This window comes from Gammaproteobacteria bacterium (assembly GCA_029882975.1).
Lineage (GTDB): Bacteria > Pseudomonadota > Gammaproteobacteria > SZUA-152 > SZUA-152 > JAJDNG01.
Window position 1 is genome coordinate 38,190 of record JAOUJW010000023.1, and the last position, 18,234, is coordinate 56,423.

The 18,234-nt window shown below is 48.8% G+C and carries 17 protein-coding genes; 7 read left to right on the forward strand and 10 right to left on the reverse strand.

Annotation, left to right across the window (positions count from 1 at the left end; all coding sequences use genetic code 11):
* Window positions 1–72 precede the first annotated feature (72 nt).
* Window positions 73–537 (forward strand): thiosulfate oxidation carrier protein SoxY, encoded by a 465-nt coding sequence (gene soxY / locus OEY58_15755; GenBank protein ID MDH5326913.1) that lies wholly within the window; start codon window positions 73–75, stop codon window positions 535–537.
* Window positions 538–542: 5 nt separating this feature from the next.
* A complete protein-coding gene (soxZ, locus tag OEY58_15760; protein ID MDH5326914.1) occupies window positions 543–929 on the forward strand; it encodes a thiosulfate oxidation carrier complex protein SoxZ in 387 nt (128 codons plus the stop codon).
* 92 nt (window positions 930–1,021) lie between these two features.
* Here the strand turns inward: soxZ and OEY58_15765 are convergent, their stop codons facing one another.
* Window positions 1,022–1,447: a tetratricopeptide repeat protein gene (locus OEY58_15765; protein ID MDH5326915.1), complete on the reverse strand. Its 426-nt coding sequence runs from the start codon at window positions 1,445–1,447 to the stop codon at window positions 1,022–1,024.
* Window positions 1,448–1,668: 221 nt separating this feature from the next.
* Window positions 1,669–2,742, reverse strand: coding sequence for a cell division protein ZapE (gene zapE / locus OEY58_15770; protein ID MDH5326916.1), 1,074 nt, complete (start codon window positions 2,740–2,742; stop codon window positions 1,669–1,671).
* Window positions 2,743–2,897: 155 nt separating this feature from the next.
* Here zapE and OEY58_15775 point away from each other — a divergent pair, with 155 nt between their 5' ends.
* Window positions 2,898–3,320, forward strand: a complete 423-nt coding sequence (locus tag OEY58_15775) for a hypothetical protein (GenBank protein ID MDH5326917.1) — start codon at window positions 2,898–2,900, stop codon at window positions 3,318–3,320.
* 480 nt (window positions 3,321–3,800) lie between these two features.
* A complete protein-coding gene (locus OEY58_15780) occupies window positions 3,801–4,691 on the forward strand; it encodes a formyltransferase family protein (GenBank protein MDH5326918.1) in 891 nt (296 codons plus the stop codon).
* A 45-nt stretch (window positions 4,692–4,736) separates the two neighbouring features.
* On the opposite strand, the gene OEY58_15785 is transcribed toward OEY58_15780, so the two are convergent.
* Both OEY58_15785 and OEY58_15790 read right to left on the reverse strand, forming a co-directional pair.
* Window positions 4,737–5,543: a hypothetical protein gene (locus OEY58_15785; GenBank protein MDH5326919.1), complete on the reverse strand. Its 807-nt coding sequence runs from the start codon at window positions 5,541–5,543 to the stop codon at window positions 4,737–4,739.
* Window positions 5,544–5,781: 238 nt separating this feature from the next.
* A complete protein-coding gene (locus tag OEY58_15790; GenBank protein ID MDH5326920.1) occupies window positions 5,782–6,315 on the reverse strand; it encodes a TIGR02281 family clan AA aspartic protease in 534 nt (177 codons plus the stop codon).
* Window positions 6,316–6,628: 313 nt separating this feature from the next.
* On the opposite strand from OEY58_15790, the gene OEY58_15795 reads away from it, so the two are divergent.
* Window positions 6,629–7,513: a phosphate ABC transporter substrate-binding protein gene (locus OEY58_15795; GenBank protein MDH5326921.1), complete on the forward strand. Its 885-nt coding sequence runs from the start codon at window positions 6,629–6,631 to the stop codon at window positions 7,511–7,513.
* A 71-nt stretch (window positions 7,514–7,584) separates the two neighbouring features.
* Here OEY58_15795 and aroG read toward each other — a convergent pair whose 3' ends face one another.
* From aroG to OEY58_15810, 3 genes are all read right to left on the reverse strand, one after another.
* Entirely contained in the window at window positions 7,585–8,640 is a 1,056-nt protein-coding gene (gene aroG / locus OEY58_15800) for a 3-deoxy-7-phosphoheptulonate synthase AroG (GenBank protein ID MDH5326922.1), read from the reverse strand.
* 59 nt (window positions 8,641–8,699) lie between these two features.
* Complete coding sequence (metH, locus tag OEY58_15805; protein MDH5326923.1) at window positions 8,700–12,368, reverse strand: methionine synthase; 3,669 nt, start codon at window positions 12,366–12,368, stop codon at window positions 8,700–8,702.
* Between the two features lie 165 nt (window positions 12,369–12,533).
* Window positions 12,534–12,953, reverse strand: coding sequence for a rhodanese-like domain-containing protein (locus tag OEY58_15810; GenBank protein ID MDH5326924.1), 420 nt, complete (start codon window positions 12,951–12,953; stop codon window positions 12,534–12,536).
* A gap of 179 nt (window positions 12,954–13,132) precedes the next feature.
* Here OEY58_15810 and OEY58_15815 point away from each other — a divergent pair, with 179 nt between their 5' ends.
* Window positions 13,133–14,005, forward strand: a complete 873-nt coding sequence (locus tag OEY58_15815; protein ID MDH5326925.1) for a lysophospholipid acyltransferase family protein — start codon at window positions 13,133–13,135, stop codon at window positions 14,003–14,005.
* A gap of 24 nt (window positions 14,006–14,029) precedes the next feature.
* Here the strand turns inward: OEY58_15815 and OEY58_15820 are convergent, their stop codons facing one another.
* Window positions 14,030–14,782, reverse strand: coding sequence for a sel1 repeat family protein (locus OEY58_15820; GenBank protein MDH5326926.1), 753 nt, complete (start codon window positions 14,780–14,782; stop codon window positions 14,030–14,032).
* A gap of 263 nt (window positions 14,783–15,045) precedes the next feature.
* Between OEY58_15820 and OEY58_15825 the strand changes: the two genes are divergently transcribed.
* A complete protein-coding gene (locus OEY58_15825; GenBank protein ID MDH5326927.1) occupies window positions 15,046–15,978 on the forward strand; it encodes a LysR substrate-binding domain-containing protein in 933 nt (310 codons plus the stop codon).
* 149 nt (window positions 15,979–16,127) lie between these two features.
* Here the strand turns inward: OEY58_15825 and OEY58_15830 are convergent, their stop codons facing one another.
* Together OEY58_15830 and OEY58_15835 are read right to left on the reverse strand one after the other, a co-directional pair.
* Window positions 16,128–16,667, reverse strand: a complete 540-nt coding sequence (locus tag OEY58_15830) for a class I SAM-dependent methyltransferase (GenBank protein MDH5326928.1) — start codon at window positions 16,665–16,667, stop codon at window positions 16,128–16,130.
* A gap of 6 nt (window positions 16,668–16,673) precedes the next feature.
* On the reverse strand, window positions 16,674–18,125 hold the full coding sequence (locus tag OEY58_15835) for a TrkH family potassium uptake protein (protein MDH5326929.1): 1,452 nt from the start codon (window positions 18,123–18,125) through the stop codon (window positions 16,674–16,676).
* Window positions 18,126–18,234: the final 109 nt, after the last annotated feature.

The following is an 18,234-nucleotide window of genomic DNA, read 5'->3' on the forward strand; positions in this document are numbered from 1 at the left end:
TGACTCATCGCTGCGTCGTTCATCCTATGATTTCATCACAGTAAACAAAAACCAACTCTGTGAGGAAAAACCATGAATACGATTACCCGACGCAAATTCATAGCCAGTACCGCCGGTTGCAGCCTCGCCGGTCTATTTCTGCCAGGAAACTACGCATGGGCTCAGTGGCCTACTCAAGCCTTCGGTGGCAAAGACATAACCTCTGTTATAGAAAAACTCTACGGCAGCTCCAAAATGGAGGACAGCGCAGCCATCACCATTAAAGCACCCGATATTGCCGAAAATGGTGCAGTAGTGCCCGTCAGCATCAAAACCAAATTGACCGGTGTGGAATCTGTCAGCATACTGGTGGACGAGAACCCCAATCCTTTAGCCGCACAATTTCTTATTTCACCCGGGAACAGCGGTGATGTCGCCACACGAATCAAGCTTGCAAAAAAATCCAAAGTTACTGCTGTTGTGAAAGCAAATGGCAAACTCTACACCAACAGTCGATTTATAAAAGTGACTCTTGGCGGTTGCGGCGGACCCGGTTAAACCTCATGTGCCGACGTAAATCCACGGCAGTCACAGTTCGCACCAACTTTATTCAATCCAAGCAACCTGCAATCAATGGAGTCTTTGTCATGAGCATTCGAATTCGCACAAAAAATCAAGGTAGTAAAACAGCGGTAAAAGTCCTGATCCGACATCCAATGGAAACCGGATTACGTAAAGACAAATCAGGCGCGACAATACCGGTCCATTTCATTCGGGAAGTGGATTGCACGCACAACAGCATAACGGTATTTAAAGCCATCTGGGGGGTAGCGGTGTCAAAAAACCCGTTTGTTTCCTTTGTCGTGAATCAAGTGAGCCGTGGTGACAACATCACAGTCAGTTGGGTCGACAATCTGGGACAATCTGACAGCAAATCAGTAACAGTATAATTGAGCTGCTTTTCAAACGACTCTTCCTCGTTTGCCGGCAAGTCGCTCTTGCCGGTCTCTTTTTATCCCGAACAACAGCCTTAATCAGAGCTTCAATTTAATGTATCTGCGAGCAACTCTTTTGCCCGTTTACATGCGGGATGATCCGGATATTTATCCACCAGCTCCTGCCAACAAGCCTTACCTTTCACAGGCTCCATTTTGGCCCGAGACAACAGTAATCCCAGATTGATATAGGCGTTGCCGTAGCCGGGATTGGATTTCACCACAGACCTGAAACAACGCTCAGCCAGAGAAACATCACCGTTCTGCCAGTACATGGTACCCAAATCAGTCATTGCACCCGGCATGTCAGGATTGATACGCAATGCCACATTGTAATACACAATGGATTGGGCCGCATCGCGATTATCGAAAAACAGATTCCCCAAGTTTAAAGCGGCTTCCAAATCATCCGGATTGTTATTCAGTCGAAGCTTAAAGGCATCAATCGCCTGTTGTGTGTCTTTCTCATCCATTGACCTTCCCCTCTTTAAGGCAGAACACTATAAAACAGGGACTGTGATTTTTCCAGGAAAACGTGCAGGACTGAAAACTGCTTGTATCGGGCATTTACATTATGATAGTGCATAGTGCCCACAAAATCGGCAGCTGTTTTTGACAGAGGTAAAAGTTTCCAGAAAATGCTCTCCATGAGCTTTAGCTGAAACTACAAGCGCTAAAACTACAAGCGCTAAAACTACAAGCGCTCCTGAACAGCGATCTCTTGCAGGCGACTGGCGGTTCTTTGAAACTCATGCTGCAGCAGGCGGCCCTGGTATAAATGGGTCGGCATGACCTGAGCACCGATGATGACATGGCATTGCGCGTCATACAACACATCAATTAGGTGAACAAAGCGCCTGGCCAGATCTTCCATGCTTTGGGTCAATGTGGGTATGTGGGTGACAGCAATGCAGTCAAACTGATTAGCCAGCTGCAAATAGTCTGATGTGGCTCTCCCATCGCCGCAAATAGAATGGAAATCAAACCACACACAGCGTCGGCTCAAATACAGCGTCGCGATGTTACGACCGTTCAGATGCACCGTGTCCTCTAAAGTTTGCTCAGGATAACGCCTGTACAAGTATTCCCGCAGGTCATGATAGCTCACTTCTCCGGTAATGAAATAGGAGGGGCGATTGAGCAGGGAGCTACAGCGGTGATCCCGATCACCTTGCAAATTAATCACATGCGTGTGTTGCTTGATTAATTCGATGGCAGGAACAAACTGCTCCCTTTGCAGGCCGTTTTTGTAAAGTTCATCCGGTGCCAGATTGGATGTAACCACCAAAACCACGTTACGCCGAAACAGTTCCCGGAGCAAGCCTCGCATTAACATCGCGTCCGTGATATCGGTTACATGAAATTCGTCCAAACACAAAACCCGGCAACGATGGGCAATATCAGCGGCAATCGTCGTCAAGGGTTCCCTACCACGACCTAATTGTGCCAGGGACTGATGCACTTCTTGCATAAAGACACTGAAATGTTTTCGGCGTTTTTCTGATATTCCCAAGGAATGGTAGAACAAGTCCATAAGCCAGGTCTTCCCACGGCCGGTACCGCCCCAAATATAGCAACCTCGCAACGGTTGTTTGGGAGAGGAGAGGAACTGTGATAGCACGCCCCCCCAAATTGACCCGGTATAACCTGGGTCCGCGCCTAATTTTTCAGACAATCGCTCCAAGGCAGCAACAATTAAGCTTTGCCCCTCATCCAGGGTATAGCCGTTTTGTTCGATCTGAGCATGGTATAAGTCTGACAAACCCATGGGAATTCACTGCACCTCCAGCTGCAATAGCGGGTACCGGCGTATAAAACTTTACCCAAGCGGTCATATTTTGCATATTTGTTGTGTTGAGAATTTGCCAGCCGGAGCAGCTTAGGGATAAACTCTGCGCTTCCAGTAACAAACGGGGAAACCACGTGGTCTACAGAAAGCAACTCAGGCACCATTCGGCTGTAATTGTGGCACTATTGTTGGCCCTGGCCATGATTCTTGGCGCTTGCACGGATAACAGCGCCCCCCCCGCGCCCGTAAACAGCGAACCCACCTTGCAAAAACTGGCAACCGCCTATAACGAAGTCAAGGCGGAACTTCCGGTATCACCTGGAGGTTTAAACCCCAAAGGAAAACGCAAATTCGTAGAAAAAGTATTTGCTCAAGCCGGTTTTGATTACGCAAAAACGCTTTCCGCTTTGGGACAAACCGCCCCGGAGCACCGAACGCAACACTTCAAAGACTTGAAGCAACTGGCCCTGATGCCAAGTAATGGTTTGGCAAAAGACCAATGGAGTGAAGTCTTCAGCCAAGAGGAAATTACGGCGATCCAAAATATGGAAAACTAATTCGGAATAGAATAAATAGAAAAAATCGAAAAGAAGGACCGGGACAAGGAAACAGCCTGCTTCTACTGAAGCAGGCTGTCCAGTATACCCAGTGATATACTTACGCTACATTAGATATTTATAAAATTTGCAAGTCTTGTATAAGCCTAGTCAGCTTATCTGGAATATGTAAATAATGTATTTGCGTAGTGATAATTTTTGCGCTACAACCTCCTTACATCTAGTCGTACCCGCACGAATGCGGCTACTATTTACCCGTATCGTCTAATAGGTGAAAAACTTGATACAGATAAACCCAAGAAACGTAACATAGATGTAAACAGATGCAAAAAGCACCTAGTTCCCGGTTTAAAGTTGCGGTTTTTACACTCCCAAGACCACATTTTAAATAGTGATTCTAATAAGTAGCTCAACGGAAACAGTTTCACTACAAACCAAACCATGCCAAATACATTGTGTCTTTTTTTATCTGAAACCGTTATGTCCATGGCCGTTTTGCAATCTCTGTTGGCTAAGGGTATTCGTATAGATCAAGTAATATTAGCCAAACCCTCAGCTCAGCACTTTATGGATATCCCTGTACTGAACGCCGGTGAATACCATCGAGTTGAACTGGAATGCCGCCGACTGAATATACGGATCTCGACTATTCCCGACCCTGCAACTTTCAAGCTTGAAATATCCAAACTCGAACAGGGCAATTGCAACACTTTCTGGCGGCAGGCACCGGATTTTCTGGTAACCGCTTGCTTTCCTTATCTATTACCGCAGCGACTGATAAACATGGCACAAGTTGCCGCCCTCAATCTACACCCCTCACTTTTGCCCGGGTACCGAGGACCTCATCCGGTGTTTTGGCAACTGCGTCACGGCGCTAATACAGTTGGTATAAGCCTGCACTTCCTGGAACCGGAAGTGGACGCCGGCGCTCTACTGGCACAAAGTACCGTCGACCTGTCTTTCGATTGCTCTCATGACAATATTAGCGAGAAAATTGGTAAGCAAGGCGTCGAACTGCTGTCTGCCGTGTTGACTCGACCGCAGGATTTCACCCCAATTGCCCAAACTCATGGGATCTCGTATTACCCTGCACCCACGGCCGTGGATTTTGAATTGGATTTATCCTGGACCGCACAACACGCTTTCAACTTCATGAGCGGCACCACTCACTGGTCCCACCCCTACTCACTCAAGCTAAAAGACTCAGGTCGGACAAGCAACTTGCAGACATCTATACAACTTTCTCGAGCTCTGGACTGCAAGCCTCAGGAGCATTTGCAACAAACCATTGAGCGAGAGGGAAATATTCTGAAAATACAATTTAGCCAAGGAGTTTTAGTCGCACGCGAACATAAATCTGACAACAATTGATTCTGGACAGAATCCGAACGGAAAGTAATTACAAATAGTAACTGGCTAATGCAACACCGGTGCGACACAATGCTGAAAGTATTGACACAACAAACTTTTCACCTCGGCAGGATAGTTCAACTCATCCATTTGCGTTAAGTTCTGCTCAAAAAACCGAGGTGCGTCTTCCGGAACATTGGCAATCAACTCATTAAAGACGGGTTCCATTATCGCCAGGTCGTGGGTTCGCGCCGCAATTATACCGCGGTTAATATTGAGAACACGCCAGGCATGAGCATAACTGTTATCGCCTCCGCGAATTTCGTGAGCCACCGCATTGATCAGCTCACCCATGACATCGCTCAATTCAGACAAAATCAAGGGCTCATAGCAAGCGTTTGCCATGGATGCCAAGGTGTCCACCACAGTATCTAAATTGGTTAAGTATCCACCGCGTCGCGCAATCCACAGCGCCACAACTACCATGATCGTATGCAAATGCAACTTTTCTTCACTTAATTGCAGTTGCTCGGCCCATTCGCCCAGATTTTGCATTAGCTCCAGACCGTAGTTACCGATTTCCGACAACTCTGTCTTGTCCAGCGTACTTTGTTCCAAACCTTCATCAAAATTGATACGAAATCTTTCCGGGGAATGATTAATAAGAATCTTGCTGGTGTAGTCCACTTCGATCATTTGCATGATATCCACAAACTGCTCCAACGCCTCGGCGATCTGGTTAGGCCGAAGCTCTGCATCATGCATATTAAAACTGCCGGTGGAGGTTTCATATGCGGCTAATACGTTACCGCAGGCCCGGTTCAGCGCCTCCGTGATCTCGTTCACATTCGTCGAGTTCAAATATAGTGTCATATGTGACCCCACTTGAATTTACCGTATTTAACCAACTGTATTTAACCTACTGTATTTGACTCACCCGATTTAACAGCGGTAAGGCACATAGCAGCTAACGTTAATAAAGCAAGTATTGTTCCACTCCAGGTTAAAATTTACCCAGAGTCAAACATAGGTCCAAATCACGGGGAACAAACCAGGTATCCAAAATCCGCCGAACGGAACCGGTATAAATACGACGACTATTGACGCAGAGTCAACGTGTCGCCTTTTTGACTAAACTCATTTGTTTAAGAAAGGCCATACCTAACAAGATACTGCTTTCCTGAACATTGGGATTAATGCTGCCACGCACATCGTTGAGCACGATATTCCCTAAGGCAACGCTATCCAACCGCGTTAAATAAACTTGAGCCGGACCTTTGGCTGTCTGATATGTCATCACAGCGCCACGTTTCAAACCCAGTCGCGCCGCCACATTAGCTGGAATAGAGATATCAGAAGCACCGGTATCCAACATAAACTCCACTCCATGACCATTGATCTCCCCATTGGCGACGTAATGGCCGAAACGGTTCCGCTGTAATACCACCTCACGTACCCCCTGCTGAGTTACCCGGTTTGCCACGTTTTGATTGGGATTGCGTTCCGATTCACTCCAAAACCAAAAATAGGCACTAAAAAGGGATAACAACACCAACCACATAAGCATCATCATGCCCAAGCCAATTCGACTGGTATCGTTGGAATTGGTGGCGTTGTTATTGGGGTTTGAGGGTTCTGTACTCATAAAATGCGCGTACCCGGTTTTGGTCACTGCTGAAACAAAAGTTTGCCCTGCTTGGTCTGCTGATTATGACTGTGATAATCTCGCAACATTCCCAAGCTACTATGCAATCGCCGTCACAACCCTCAGTAACACTTGGTTTATTACGGGTTTACGGATTTGTTTGCAGCTTAACCATGCTGTCTTTATAATAAGGCTAATCCTACGTAAATTGTTAGAGGAATCCCAACATTCCTTACGTAATCAACCGAAAAAGGTTGATCGATTATCCTATAATTATTATCAAGTATTGCAAGAAAACCGCGAAAGGACATTAATGTTTAAGAGTTACCCTAAGGCCTTGATTTGCCACTGTGCGGCAATCATGACCGTGCTGCTGACCCCGGCACTCCATGCAGAAAGTATCAACAATGTTATCCATTGGGCCGGGTGCGGTATTACCAAAAAAGCTTTTATGGCCGAATTGGCAACCGCTTACGAAACCAGAACCAGTATAAAAGTGGTATTGGACGGCGGTGGCGCTACAAAAGGCATACGTGACACGGTCAGCTTACGCATTGACATGGGTGGAACCTGCCGCATGACATTGCCGGAAGAGAACAGTTCCGAGATGCACGCCACTCTACACCCGGTCGCCTGGGATGCTCTGGCCATTATTACCAATGAAACCAATCCGGTGAACAATCTCACTGAGGATCAAATTCGTAAAATTTATACCGGAAAGATCAAAAACTGGAAAGATGTTGGGGGACCCAATGCCCCGATACATTTGTATGTCCGGAAAGGAAGCATATCCGGCGTCGGTTACGCCATACGCCAGTATTTATTCCGCGATAGCTCAGTGCAATTTGACACCGAATACGTGGTCGCTTCATCCACTCCACTGGAAAAGGCGATTGAAAAGGACCGCTTTGCCATGGGTATTACCGGCGTCAGCAGCGCCCGCAAGCGGAACGTAAAAATTCTCAGCTTTGATGGCCGAGTGCCGAGCTATGAAAATGTACGCAGTGGCAAATACGGTTTATTCCGACCACTTTATTTAGTCACCGGCCCTTCACCTACTAAAAAAGTTCAGGACTTTATTGAGTTCGCCACCAATGAAGAAGGCCAGGAAATCATTCGCAACAACGGCACGGTACCCTATGCTGACGGCTTGGCCTTAATGCGCAAAATGCTCATTTACGGCTTTGGGGTTCGCTAGTAGCTCAGCCACATTGTCCGCCAGCCACATTGGCAATTGCGTTGCGCCCTCCTGGCGCAGTGGCCACTCGGCTAACGTTGACGCCGTTTTTCCACCGCTTCGGCAAACAATTCCAGCAGAGGCATCGTATCATCCCAGGACAGACAACCATCCGTGATACTCTGACCATACACCAGTGACCGGTCCGGAATCACATCCTGACGCCCACCCACCAGATGGCTTTCGATCATAGCACCCATAATGCGTTGATCACCGGCGCTGATTTGTGCCGCCACATCTTGCCCCACATCCACCTGACGTTGAAACTGCTTACGGCTGTTGGCATGACTCAAATCGATCATGATGCGTGCATCTAATCCGGCTTTTTGCAAACCCGCAGCTGCTACCGCCACACTTTTTGCGTCATAGTTCGGTTCACGTCCGCCGCGCAGAATTACATGACAATCATCGTTCCCGGAAGTGGCAAAAATGGCTGATTTACCTTCCATGGTCATGGACAGAAAATTGTGAGGCCGATTGGCCGCACGTACCGCATCAATGGCAATCGTTAAAGTACCATCCGTCCCGTTTTTAAAACCGATAGGACAGGACAAACCGGAAGCTAACTCGCGATGTAACTGGCTTTCTGTGGTTCGGGCACCAATAGCCCCCCAGCTCACCAGATCGGCTATATACTGCGGTGTAATTAAGTCTAAAAACTCAGTACCCGCCGGCATACCCAGACTATTGATATCATTGAGCAAACGCCGCGCAAGACTCAGCCCCTTGTTGATTTCAAAACTGTTATCCAGGTTTGGATCATTGATTAAGCCCTTCCAGCCCACGGTGGTGCGTGGTTTCTCAAAATAAACCCGCATGACCACCATGAGCTGCTGATCCAACTGATCTCTGAGCTGCTTCAGCTTTTGAGCATAATCCATGGCCGCATCCGGGTCATGGATGGAACAAGGCCCCACAATCACCAACAAGCGGTCATCCTGATTATGCAAGATACGGTGGATTTGCTGCCGCGCACCGGCCACGGTATCCACCACCTGCTCGCTCACCGGAAATTGCTGGTGCACCTGCGCAGGAGTAAGCACTTCTTTGATGTCTAGTATACGTAAATCTTCGTTTTTGCTTTTCATTGGCACAACTACTTCGTCAATAAATTCATCAATAATTTAACGTTCCAACGGGAGTCCCGTTACTCATAACCTAAATTCGGTGCAAGCCAGCGTTCCGTATCCTGCAAACTCATGGCTTTACGCGCACTGTAAGAGCGAACCTGATCCCGGTTGATTTTGCCCACCGCAAAATAGCTGGATTGTGGGTGGGAAAAATAAAATCCACTCACCGAGGCGGTGGGCATCATGGCATAAGATTCGGTAATAGATATACCAGTATTCTTCTCAACATCCAATAACTGCCACAATAGCGCTTTTTCGGTGTGGTCCGGGCAGGCCGGATACCCCGGTGCCGGCCGAATGCCATGGTATTCTTCATGAATTAATTGCTCATTGGAACAGGACTCCTGCGCTGCATAGCCCCAGACTTCCTTGCGCACTTTTTCGTGCAAGCACTCGGCAAAGGCTTCGGCAAGACGGTCCGCTAAGGCCTTGAGCATAATTTCGTTGTCAATTTCATGTTTTTGTTCAAAGATTTGCAGCTGTTTTTCAATACCCAAACCGGTAGTCAAGGCAAAAGCACCGAGGTAGTCCTTCAAACCCGTGTCGCGGGGCGCCACAAAATCACTGAGGCATCGATTGGGCTTACCGGCGGGTTTTTCCTGCTGCTGCCGTAAATGGTGCAAGCGCATCAATACTTCATTACGCTGATCATCGGTATATAACTCGACATCGTCATCGTCGACACTGGATGCCGGGAAAATCCCCACCACGGCCCGAGCTTGTAACCAGTTTTCACTAATAAGCTGATCCAACATGGCTTGAGCATCCGCAAAAAGTTTCCGAGCCTGCTCCCCTTTGATGGGGTCATTCAACAACTTGGGATAGCTGCCTTTCAATTCCCAAGTATGGAAAAACGGAGTCCAATCAATATAGGGTCGAAGTTGTTCCAGGGGCATTTCGATCACTTGCACACCGCTTTGGGCCGGCAGCGGTGGCTTGTAGGTGCCCCAGTCCAGCGCGACTTTGTTCTGCCGTGCCTGTTCCAGACTAAGCCAGCGGGTTTGAGCCCGTTTCCCCGCCTGGTTCTTTCGTACCGTTTCATATTCCTGGCGAGTCTTCGCCACAAAATCCTGACGCAAATCGTTACTCAATAGCTGTTGCGCCACACCGACCGCACGCGATGCGTCTTTGACCCACACGACGGGATGTTCATAATTAGGTTCAATTTTAACGGCTGTATGAGCCTTGGAGGTGGTGGCACCGCCAATTAACAAAGGGATACTGAATCCCAGGCGGGCCATTTCCTTAGCCATATGAGCCATTTCCTCCAAAGAAGGAGTAATCAGACCCGACAAGCCGATGATGTCCACATTGTGTTCCTTGGCTGCGTCCAGAATTTTCGCAGCAGGGACCATAACGCCCAAATCGATCACTTCAAAGTTATTACATTGCAACACCACACCCACAATGTTCTTGCCAATGTCGTGTACATCCCCTTTGACGGTTGCCAGCAGTATTTTGCCGGCGCTGGAGGAACCGGCGTCTTTTTCCGCTTCAATGTAAGGGATTAAATGCGCCACAGCTTTTTTCATGACCCGAGCACTTTTCACAACTTGGGGCAAAAACATTTTACCGTCACCAAACAGGTCGCCCACGGTGTTCATGCCATCCATTAAGGGGCCTTCGATCACATGAATGGGTCGCTCAGCCTGCAAGCGAGCCTCTTCTGTATCCTGCTCCACATATAGATCCACACCTTTGACCAAGGCATGGGCCAAGCGCTGGGCGACGGGTAGTTCGCGCCAGCTCAAATCTTCCTGGCGCGCTCTGGTACCACCCTCACCTTTAAATTGATCGGCAATTTCCAACAACCGGTCAGTCGCATCTTCGCGCCGGTTTAGCACCACATCCTCAACCCGCTGGCGCAACTCTTCCGGAATCTCCTCATACACCGTTAACTGACCGGCATTGACGATCCCCATATCCATACCGGCTTTGACGGCGTGATATAAAAATACGGAGTGAATCGCTTCCCGCACAGGCTCATTGCCCCGGAAAGAAAACGACACATTAGAAACACCGCCTGAGATTTTGCTGTGGGGCAATATCGTCTTGATGTCTTGGGTGGCTTCAATAAAGTCCATACCGTAGTTATTGTGTTCAGCAATACCGGTAGCCACCGCAAAAATATTGGGGTCAAAAATAATATCTGCAGGATCAAAGCCTACTTGTTCAGTGAGAATCCGGTATGCGCGCCGACAAATTTCCACTTTGCGCTCACGAGTATCGGCCTGCCCTTGCTCGTCAAACGCCATGACAATTACTGCCGCACCATAACGCTTCACCAGCGTAGCCTGTTCAATAAATGCCGGTTCACCCTCTTTCAAGCTAATGGAGTTCACCACCCCTTTACCCTGAATACATTTCAAACCGGCCTCTATAATCGGCCACTTGGAGGAATCGATCATAATGGGCACACGGGCAATATCCGGCTCCGCCGCGAGCAAATTCAGAAATGTTACCATAGCCTGCTCACCATCCAACATGGCTTCATCCATATTGACGTCAATGATCTGGGCACCGTTCTCCACTTGCTGCCGGGCCACATCCAGTGCGGTGGCGTAGTCATCTTCCAGAATCAAACGTTTGAAGCGGGCCGAACCGGTCACGTTGGTGCGCTCACCCACATTTACAAACAAGCTGGTCTCGTCAATATTCAAAGGTTCCAGCCCACTGAGACGGCATTGGGGCTTATGCTGCGGAACCTGGCGCGGTGTGTGCGGGCGCACTGCTGCGGCGATAGCCTTAATGTGGGCCGGCGTGGTTCCGCAGCACCCGCCAACGATATTCAAAAACCCCTGTTGTGCCCATTCACCGATATGCTCCGCCATGGACTCCGGCGTTTCGTCGTAACCGCCAAAGGCATTGGGCAAGCCTGCATTGGGATGTGCGCTCACCGGCACATCTGCCACTGCTGCCAATTCTTCCACGTATTGACGTAATTCGGTGGGCCCCAGGGCACAATTCAAACCCACACTCACTGGCGCCGCGTGACGGACGGAATTCCAGAATGCCTCCACCACCTGCCCGGACAGGGTGCGTCCGCTTACGTCAGGAATGGTACCTGAGATCATCACCGGCAGCCGTGTTTGTGTCTGCTCAAAATATCGCTCAATGGCAAAAATCGCGGCTTTGGCATTGAGTGTGTCGAAAATGGTCTCCACCAGGAGAACATCCACCTTCCCTTTGACTAAAGCCGCCGTCGCTTCGGCATAGTCCTCTACCAAGCGATCAAAGGTGACATTACGCGCACCGGGATCATTCACGTCTGGGGAGATGGACGCAGAGCGTGGGGTGGGACCGAGAACACCGGCCACAAATCGGGGAATGCCGGTTTGCCGCGCCACTTCATCAGCGGCTTCGCGCGCCAATTGGGCTGACGCTAAGTTTAACTCCACCACCAAATCTTCCATGCCATAATCCGCCATGGAAACGCGGGTACAACCAAAGGTATTGGTTTCAATAATATCCGCACCCGCCTCTAAATACTGGGTGTGGATTTGTTTGATAATTTTCGGTTGCGTCAGGGTCAATAGGTCATTATTGCCTTTTAGCTCTCTGGGATAGTCCTTAAATCGCTCACCCCGGTACTCAGCCTCGCCCAACTCGTGTTTCTGTATCATAGTGCCCATAGCACCATCGAGAATGAGTATGCGTTCTTTTATGAGTTGCTCAATGCTGGCCATTACCGATTCCAATTCCTATTGACAGAAAGAAAAGCCCGCTATTCTACCACGGAACCACAGACCTGCCGCTTAAAAGGGTAAAAAATCTTAAGTTTTGACCGAAATGGCGGGAACGGAAGCCGACTTGGAACCCTGACCAACCCCAGGGTCTGAACCCCTGCCCCCCTAACACTGAGCCCAAGGTAAGTTATGGAAACGCCAGCCACCGACGGAACTGCGGTGATGATTATCGTCCAGCTCACCCTCAAAACCTTCCTCCACATTGAAGATTTCGGTAAACCCCGCAGCCAGCAAGGCCTCTCCAGCTTCCAGTGAGCGTTTGCCACTACGGCAAATAAGAATGACCGGAGCGCTCTTACCACCTTCCTTATGGCTCAGACCGCCCAACATCACTTGACGTACCTGTTTGACAAAATTGGGGTTAATGTCCCAATCGGGCTCATCAATCCAGGGCACATGAACCGCGCCCACAGGGTGCCCCACGAATAAAAATTCCATTTCCGAGCGCACATCGATCAAAACGGTACGAGGATCCGTTTGAGTCATTTCATACGCTTGTTTGGGACTTAAGTTTTTCACACTCACGATGACGTTCCTTAATGTTAACTTTCACAGACCCCGGCACCCCCACAACGACCTACCGGATGGACCCTGTATTTATCCAGTTTGAATAGAAATTCCCTGGGTTCCAGGTTAAACTATAAACCACACGGCGTGGTTTGAACACAATAAAACGGCGCAGACTAAACCTTTCAATACAAACCATGCGCACAATTCTGTCCAAGTTTCTTCTGATGTTTTTTTCTTACATGCCCCTGCCTCTGGCGCACGGCTGCGGTTGGGTTTTTGGGCAAATATTGTGGTGGTCCAACAATCGCCTGAAAAGAATCACAGCAACCAATATTACCTGGTGCTATCCCCACTTATCACAGCAACAAAAAAAACGACTCTGCCGCACTTCCCTCATCGAATTGGCAAAAACCGCCACGGAAGCCGGTATTTTATGGCGCCCGGACGGATCAGGCATCAAACGGATCAAGCGCATCAGCGGTGAAGATAAGCTACGTGAAGCCATGAGTTTAAATCGAGGCGTGATTATTGTTCCCCCACATTTCGGTGCCTGGGAATTAATAGGTTTATATATATCGTCTATTGGACCCATGACAGCGCTATATAAGCCGCCCAAATTAGACGGCCTGGAACAAACTACGGTACAAGGAAGACAAGTGTTCGGAGCTAAAACCGTACCGACAGACGTCAATGGAGTACGGCAATTGTATCAAGCATTAAAAAATCAGGAGTTTATTGCCATATTGCCGGATCAGGATCCCGGTGACGGAGGGGTGTTTGCGCCGTTTTTTGGCATTCAGACCAACACCATGGTGTTGTTGCCCCGACTCGCCGCCAAATTTCACTCCCCAAGCTTTTTCGCAGCGGCGCAACGCTTACCCTGGGGCCGAGGTTACCATTTACATTTTATCCCCTGTTCTGATGGCATCTACAGCAAAGACCTGCAACAAGCCGCGACACAGATCAACCGGGGAGTGGAACAAGTGATCGCCTTAAGTCCGCCTCAGTACCAATGGTCTTATAAGCGCTTTAAAACCCGCCCTAAAGGTGAGGCTCGACCTTACTAAGGAACTTCTTTTTTTCCTGAAACACTACTGCACCAGAGCCACCCCCTGACTCTTGCTTTGCAAGAATTCCCGGGCTTCCTTGTGGCCTTGGGCAGCGGCAGTCTGCATCCAGTATTGCGATTCCTCCTTGGAATCCTGACGCAGCGCCAGCAGTCGACCCAAATTATATTGCGCCGTTACCAGACCCTGTTGGGCGGCGCGCTCATACCAGGCGACGGCTTTGTAGGGATTGGCAATCACACCAAATCCGGTTTCGTACATATACGCCAGATTGTTTTGTGCAGCGGCATGTCCTTTCTGGGCATGGACATCCAACTCTGAGGCGGCAACACTGAATAACTGTTGTGCATCCGTGTCACTGTGCTGCACACGGCCATGCTGCACTAATAAGGCTTGGTAAAAAATGGCATTTACGTACCCTTGAGCTGCCGCCACGGTAAACCACTCAAAGGCTTTGTTATACTCGCTCAGATTTCGATAATGCTGTCCTAATTGAAATTGCGCCGATGCCATTCCGGCATTCGCGGCCTGCCTCAGCCAATGTAAGGATTTTTTTGTATCCACTGCGCCTCCTTTGCCCTGTGCATATAACTCGGCCAAAAGATGAGTAGCACCTACATCCCCTTTCAGGGCTGCTTTTTCCAGGTGGGACCGTGCTTGGGAAAAATCGCCACGAGTGTATGCGACCAAACCTTCATCATAGTAATCAGCAACCGAAGCGCAGGAAAAAAGCGATGAAAAAACAATGACATTGACCCAATGACTTTTTTGACGCACACAAGCCTCCCAAACATGCTGACACGCAGAAACCGGTATTATTTGCCGGTATCATTAGTGTCGACGGTATGCGGGGGGATCTTGATATGGGAAATGACTGATGTGAATTATGTCACAGAATAAGTTGGTATTTATTCAGTTTAAAAAAGACCGATAAAATCATAATATGGATTGTAGAAAAGTACATCACTAAATTATATTATTGCTTATATGGGTCTATAATACTAATATACCGTTTAATCACCGATTAATATAAAAAAGCCATGAAACTACAACAACTTCGATACATATGTGAAGTAGCCCGCCGCGGCCTCAACGTCTCCAGCGCCGCCGAACGGTTACATACGGCCCAATCCGGAATCAGCACCCAAATCAGACTCCTGGAAGAAGAGCTCAACGTCCAGATTTTTGAACGCCATGGAAAACGACTGGTAGATACCACTCCAGTAGGGCGCGCCATTATTGAGATGTCCGAACGCATTCTCACGGAAACGGAAAACATTCATCAAATCAGCGAACAGCTGAATGATCAAAACAAAGGCACCCTGTCCATTGCAACCATTCAGGCATATGCACATCACAGCCTGCCGCCCATTATCAGTCGATTTTCCAGTGAGTTCCCCGGCATTCAAATGCGAATCCACCAAGGTGATCCGGAACAGCTGACCGATATGGTCATGTCTCGCAATGCCGATATTGCCATCACCACAGCACCGGAAAACGTGCCGGACGAACTGGTGATGCTCCCCTACAAACAATGGAATCTGGCGGTTATCACCCTGGCGGATCACCCCTTGCAGAAAATCCAACCACTGACCCTGGAAGCCATAGCCGCTTACCCTTTGGTAACTTACGATTACACTTTTATGAGCCGATCCTCCATTAACTCGGCGTTCGACAAAAAAGGCCTAATGACCAATATCGCCCTTACGGCCATGAGCTCGGAAATCATCAAAACCTATGTAGGCTTGGGATTGGGTGTGGGCCTGGTGGCGGAAACTTCCATTGACAAGGAAGATGACAATCTCAAAGTCATTGATGCCAGACATTTGTTCGAGCCGGGGTCCACCTATATTTGCCTGCACCGCGGCCGGCATATGCGAGATTACGTATACACCCTCATCTCGGAATTGGCACCGGAATTAACTCGAGAAGTGGTGGAGCAAGCTATGTATAGAGAATCCACTTCTTCTTAAAGTACTGGATTCATTCCTTATCCCGCTAAAGTTGCGCTTGCCCGCCACATAATTCCGGCATTCTCGCGCCTAACTCCGGCTTTCTTGCGCGTAATTTGGTTTTCTTGCCACTAATAACGCTTCGTTGCGATAACCACAGCTTGTATTCCCTATACTGCCCTGGTCGTGATAGACCAGGACATGCAGGGCGCAAAACAGCGCAGCTCGTTGGGCTGCAACAAAAAATGGGAATTGGAAGGACCTACGCTGGGATCCTTGTCCTGCACAAAGGTCTGATAAAAAAGTAGCCCCCCGGGCTTTAAGGCGGCCATGACAGCCTCACTAAGAGAGCGTTCCAGAAAACGACTAACGACTATTACATCAAAACTTCCGGGCTCCGGAGGCTGCTGTAACACATCTCTCACTTGAGCATGCAGCGTCAGTTTTTGTGTTTGAGCCTCCTGTTCCAGCTTGACAATAGCCGCCTCCGAAATATCCCAGGCATGAGTTTCAAAACCTTGATGCGCCAGATACAATGCATTGCCGCCCAAACCACAAGCCAGATCCAAGACGACACACGACGACTCCTGCCGGGGTAGCAAATAACGGTAATCGTGTAAAACTGCACAAGCTTTGCCGGGCACTTGTGCCGCCTCATAACGACGGTTCCATTTCTCTTTAGTATTGGCGGCGTCTGTGTTCTGTTTCACAAGCTGTTAACGCCGCCAGAATGCCGGACTGATAATGACTAACAAAGTAAATATTTCCAGGCGTCCCAATAACATGGCAAAACACAACACCCACTTCGCCGCATCATTAATACCGGCATAGTTAGCCCCTACATCGCCCAAACCCGGCCCCAGATTATTCATGCATGCAGCCACGGCTGAGAAAGAAGTGACCTGATTATGCCCGGTTGCCAACATCAGCAACATCAAAATCACAAAAGAAGCCACATACAAAGAAAAAAAGCCCCAGACCGCGTTAATAACCCGCTCTGACAGGGCCTTGCCGCCCACCTTGACGGGAATCAACGCATTGGGATGAATCAAGCGGGTAATTTCCCGCACACCTTGTTTATACAGCAACAACACCCGGATAACTTTCATTCCACCACCGGTGGACCCGGCACACCCCCCCACAAAACTGGTAAACAACAACAGCACCGGTAAAAACCCGGGCCAATAGTAATATTCCGCTGTACTAAATCCACTGGTCGTGCCGATGGACACGGCCTGAAACACTCCATGGTGAATAGCGCCGTAAAGGGTGTCGTAAGTGTTGGTGATATACAAATAGGCGGAAGTTACGATAGCCACCAGAATTAAAATGAACAAATAGGCTTTAACTTCCGGATCCAACAAATAGGGCTTGACACTGAGTGAGCGCCATGCAACAAAATGTAACGCGAAATTCATTCCCGCCAGCAACATAAACACCACAGCAATGGATTCGATGAGCGGACTATTGAAATAGCCTATGCTGGCATCGTGAGTGGAAAAACCACCAATAGCCACCGTGGAAAAACTGTGGGCAACAGCATCGAACACATCCATACCGCCGAGCCAATAAGCAAGTGCGCAAGCTACCGTCAAACCCAAATAGATGTACCACAAAGCCTTGGCGGTCTCCGTAATGCGAGGAGTCAACTTGCTGTCTTTCATGGGTCCGGGGGTCTCGGCACGATACAACTGCATGCCCCCTACACCCAACATGGGTAAAATAGCCACGGCCAATACGATAATACCCATGCCGCCCAACCACTGCAGTTGTTGTCGATAAAACAAAATGGAATGAGGCAACTCATCCAATCCAGTGATCACGGTAGCACCGGTGGTGGTTAAAGCAGATAAGGACTCGAATACGGCATCGGTAAAAGAAATCACAGGCGATTCAGACAACAGCAGCGGAATAGAACCGGCAATACCCCACACAACCCAAAACACCACCACGATAATAAATCCGTCACGCAGACGTAAATCCTTCCGATAGGAACGTACCGGCAACCAGAAAATCACACCCGTGATCAAAATAAACAAAAATGCAGTCACGAAAGGAATAACTGCCCCGTCGCCGTATAACACACCAACCAACGCCGGTGGCAGCATGGTCAGGCTAAACAGCATTAACAGCAGCCCCATGATTCTTTGTATGGCAGGAAGTCTCATATTTACCAGCAGTAGCCTTTGCGGATATTATTGTCGTTGAACCGGTTACGATCACAACGATGACCGTGATCGCGCTTGTGTTTGTGCATATTGTCGGTTCGGTTCACTG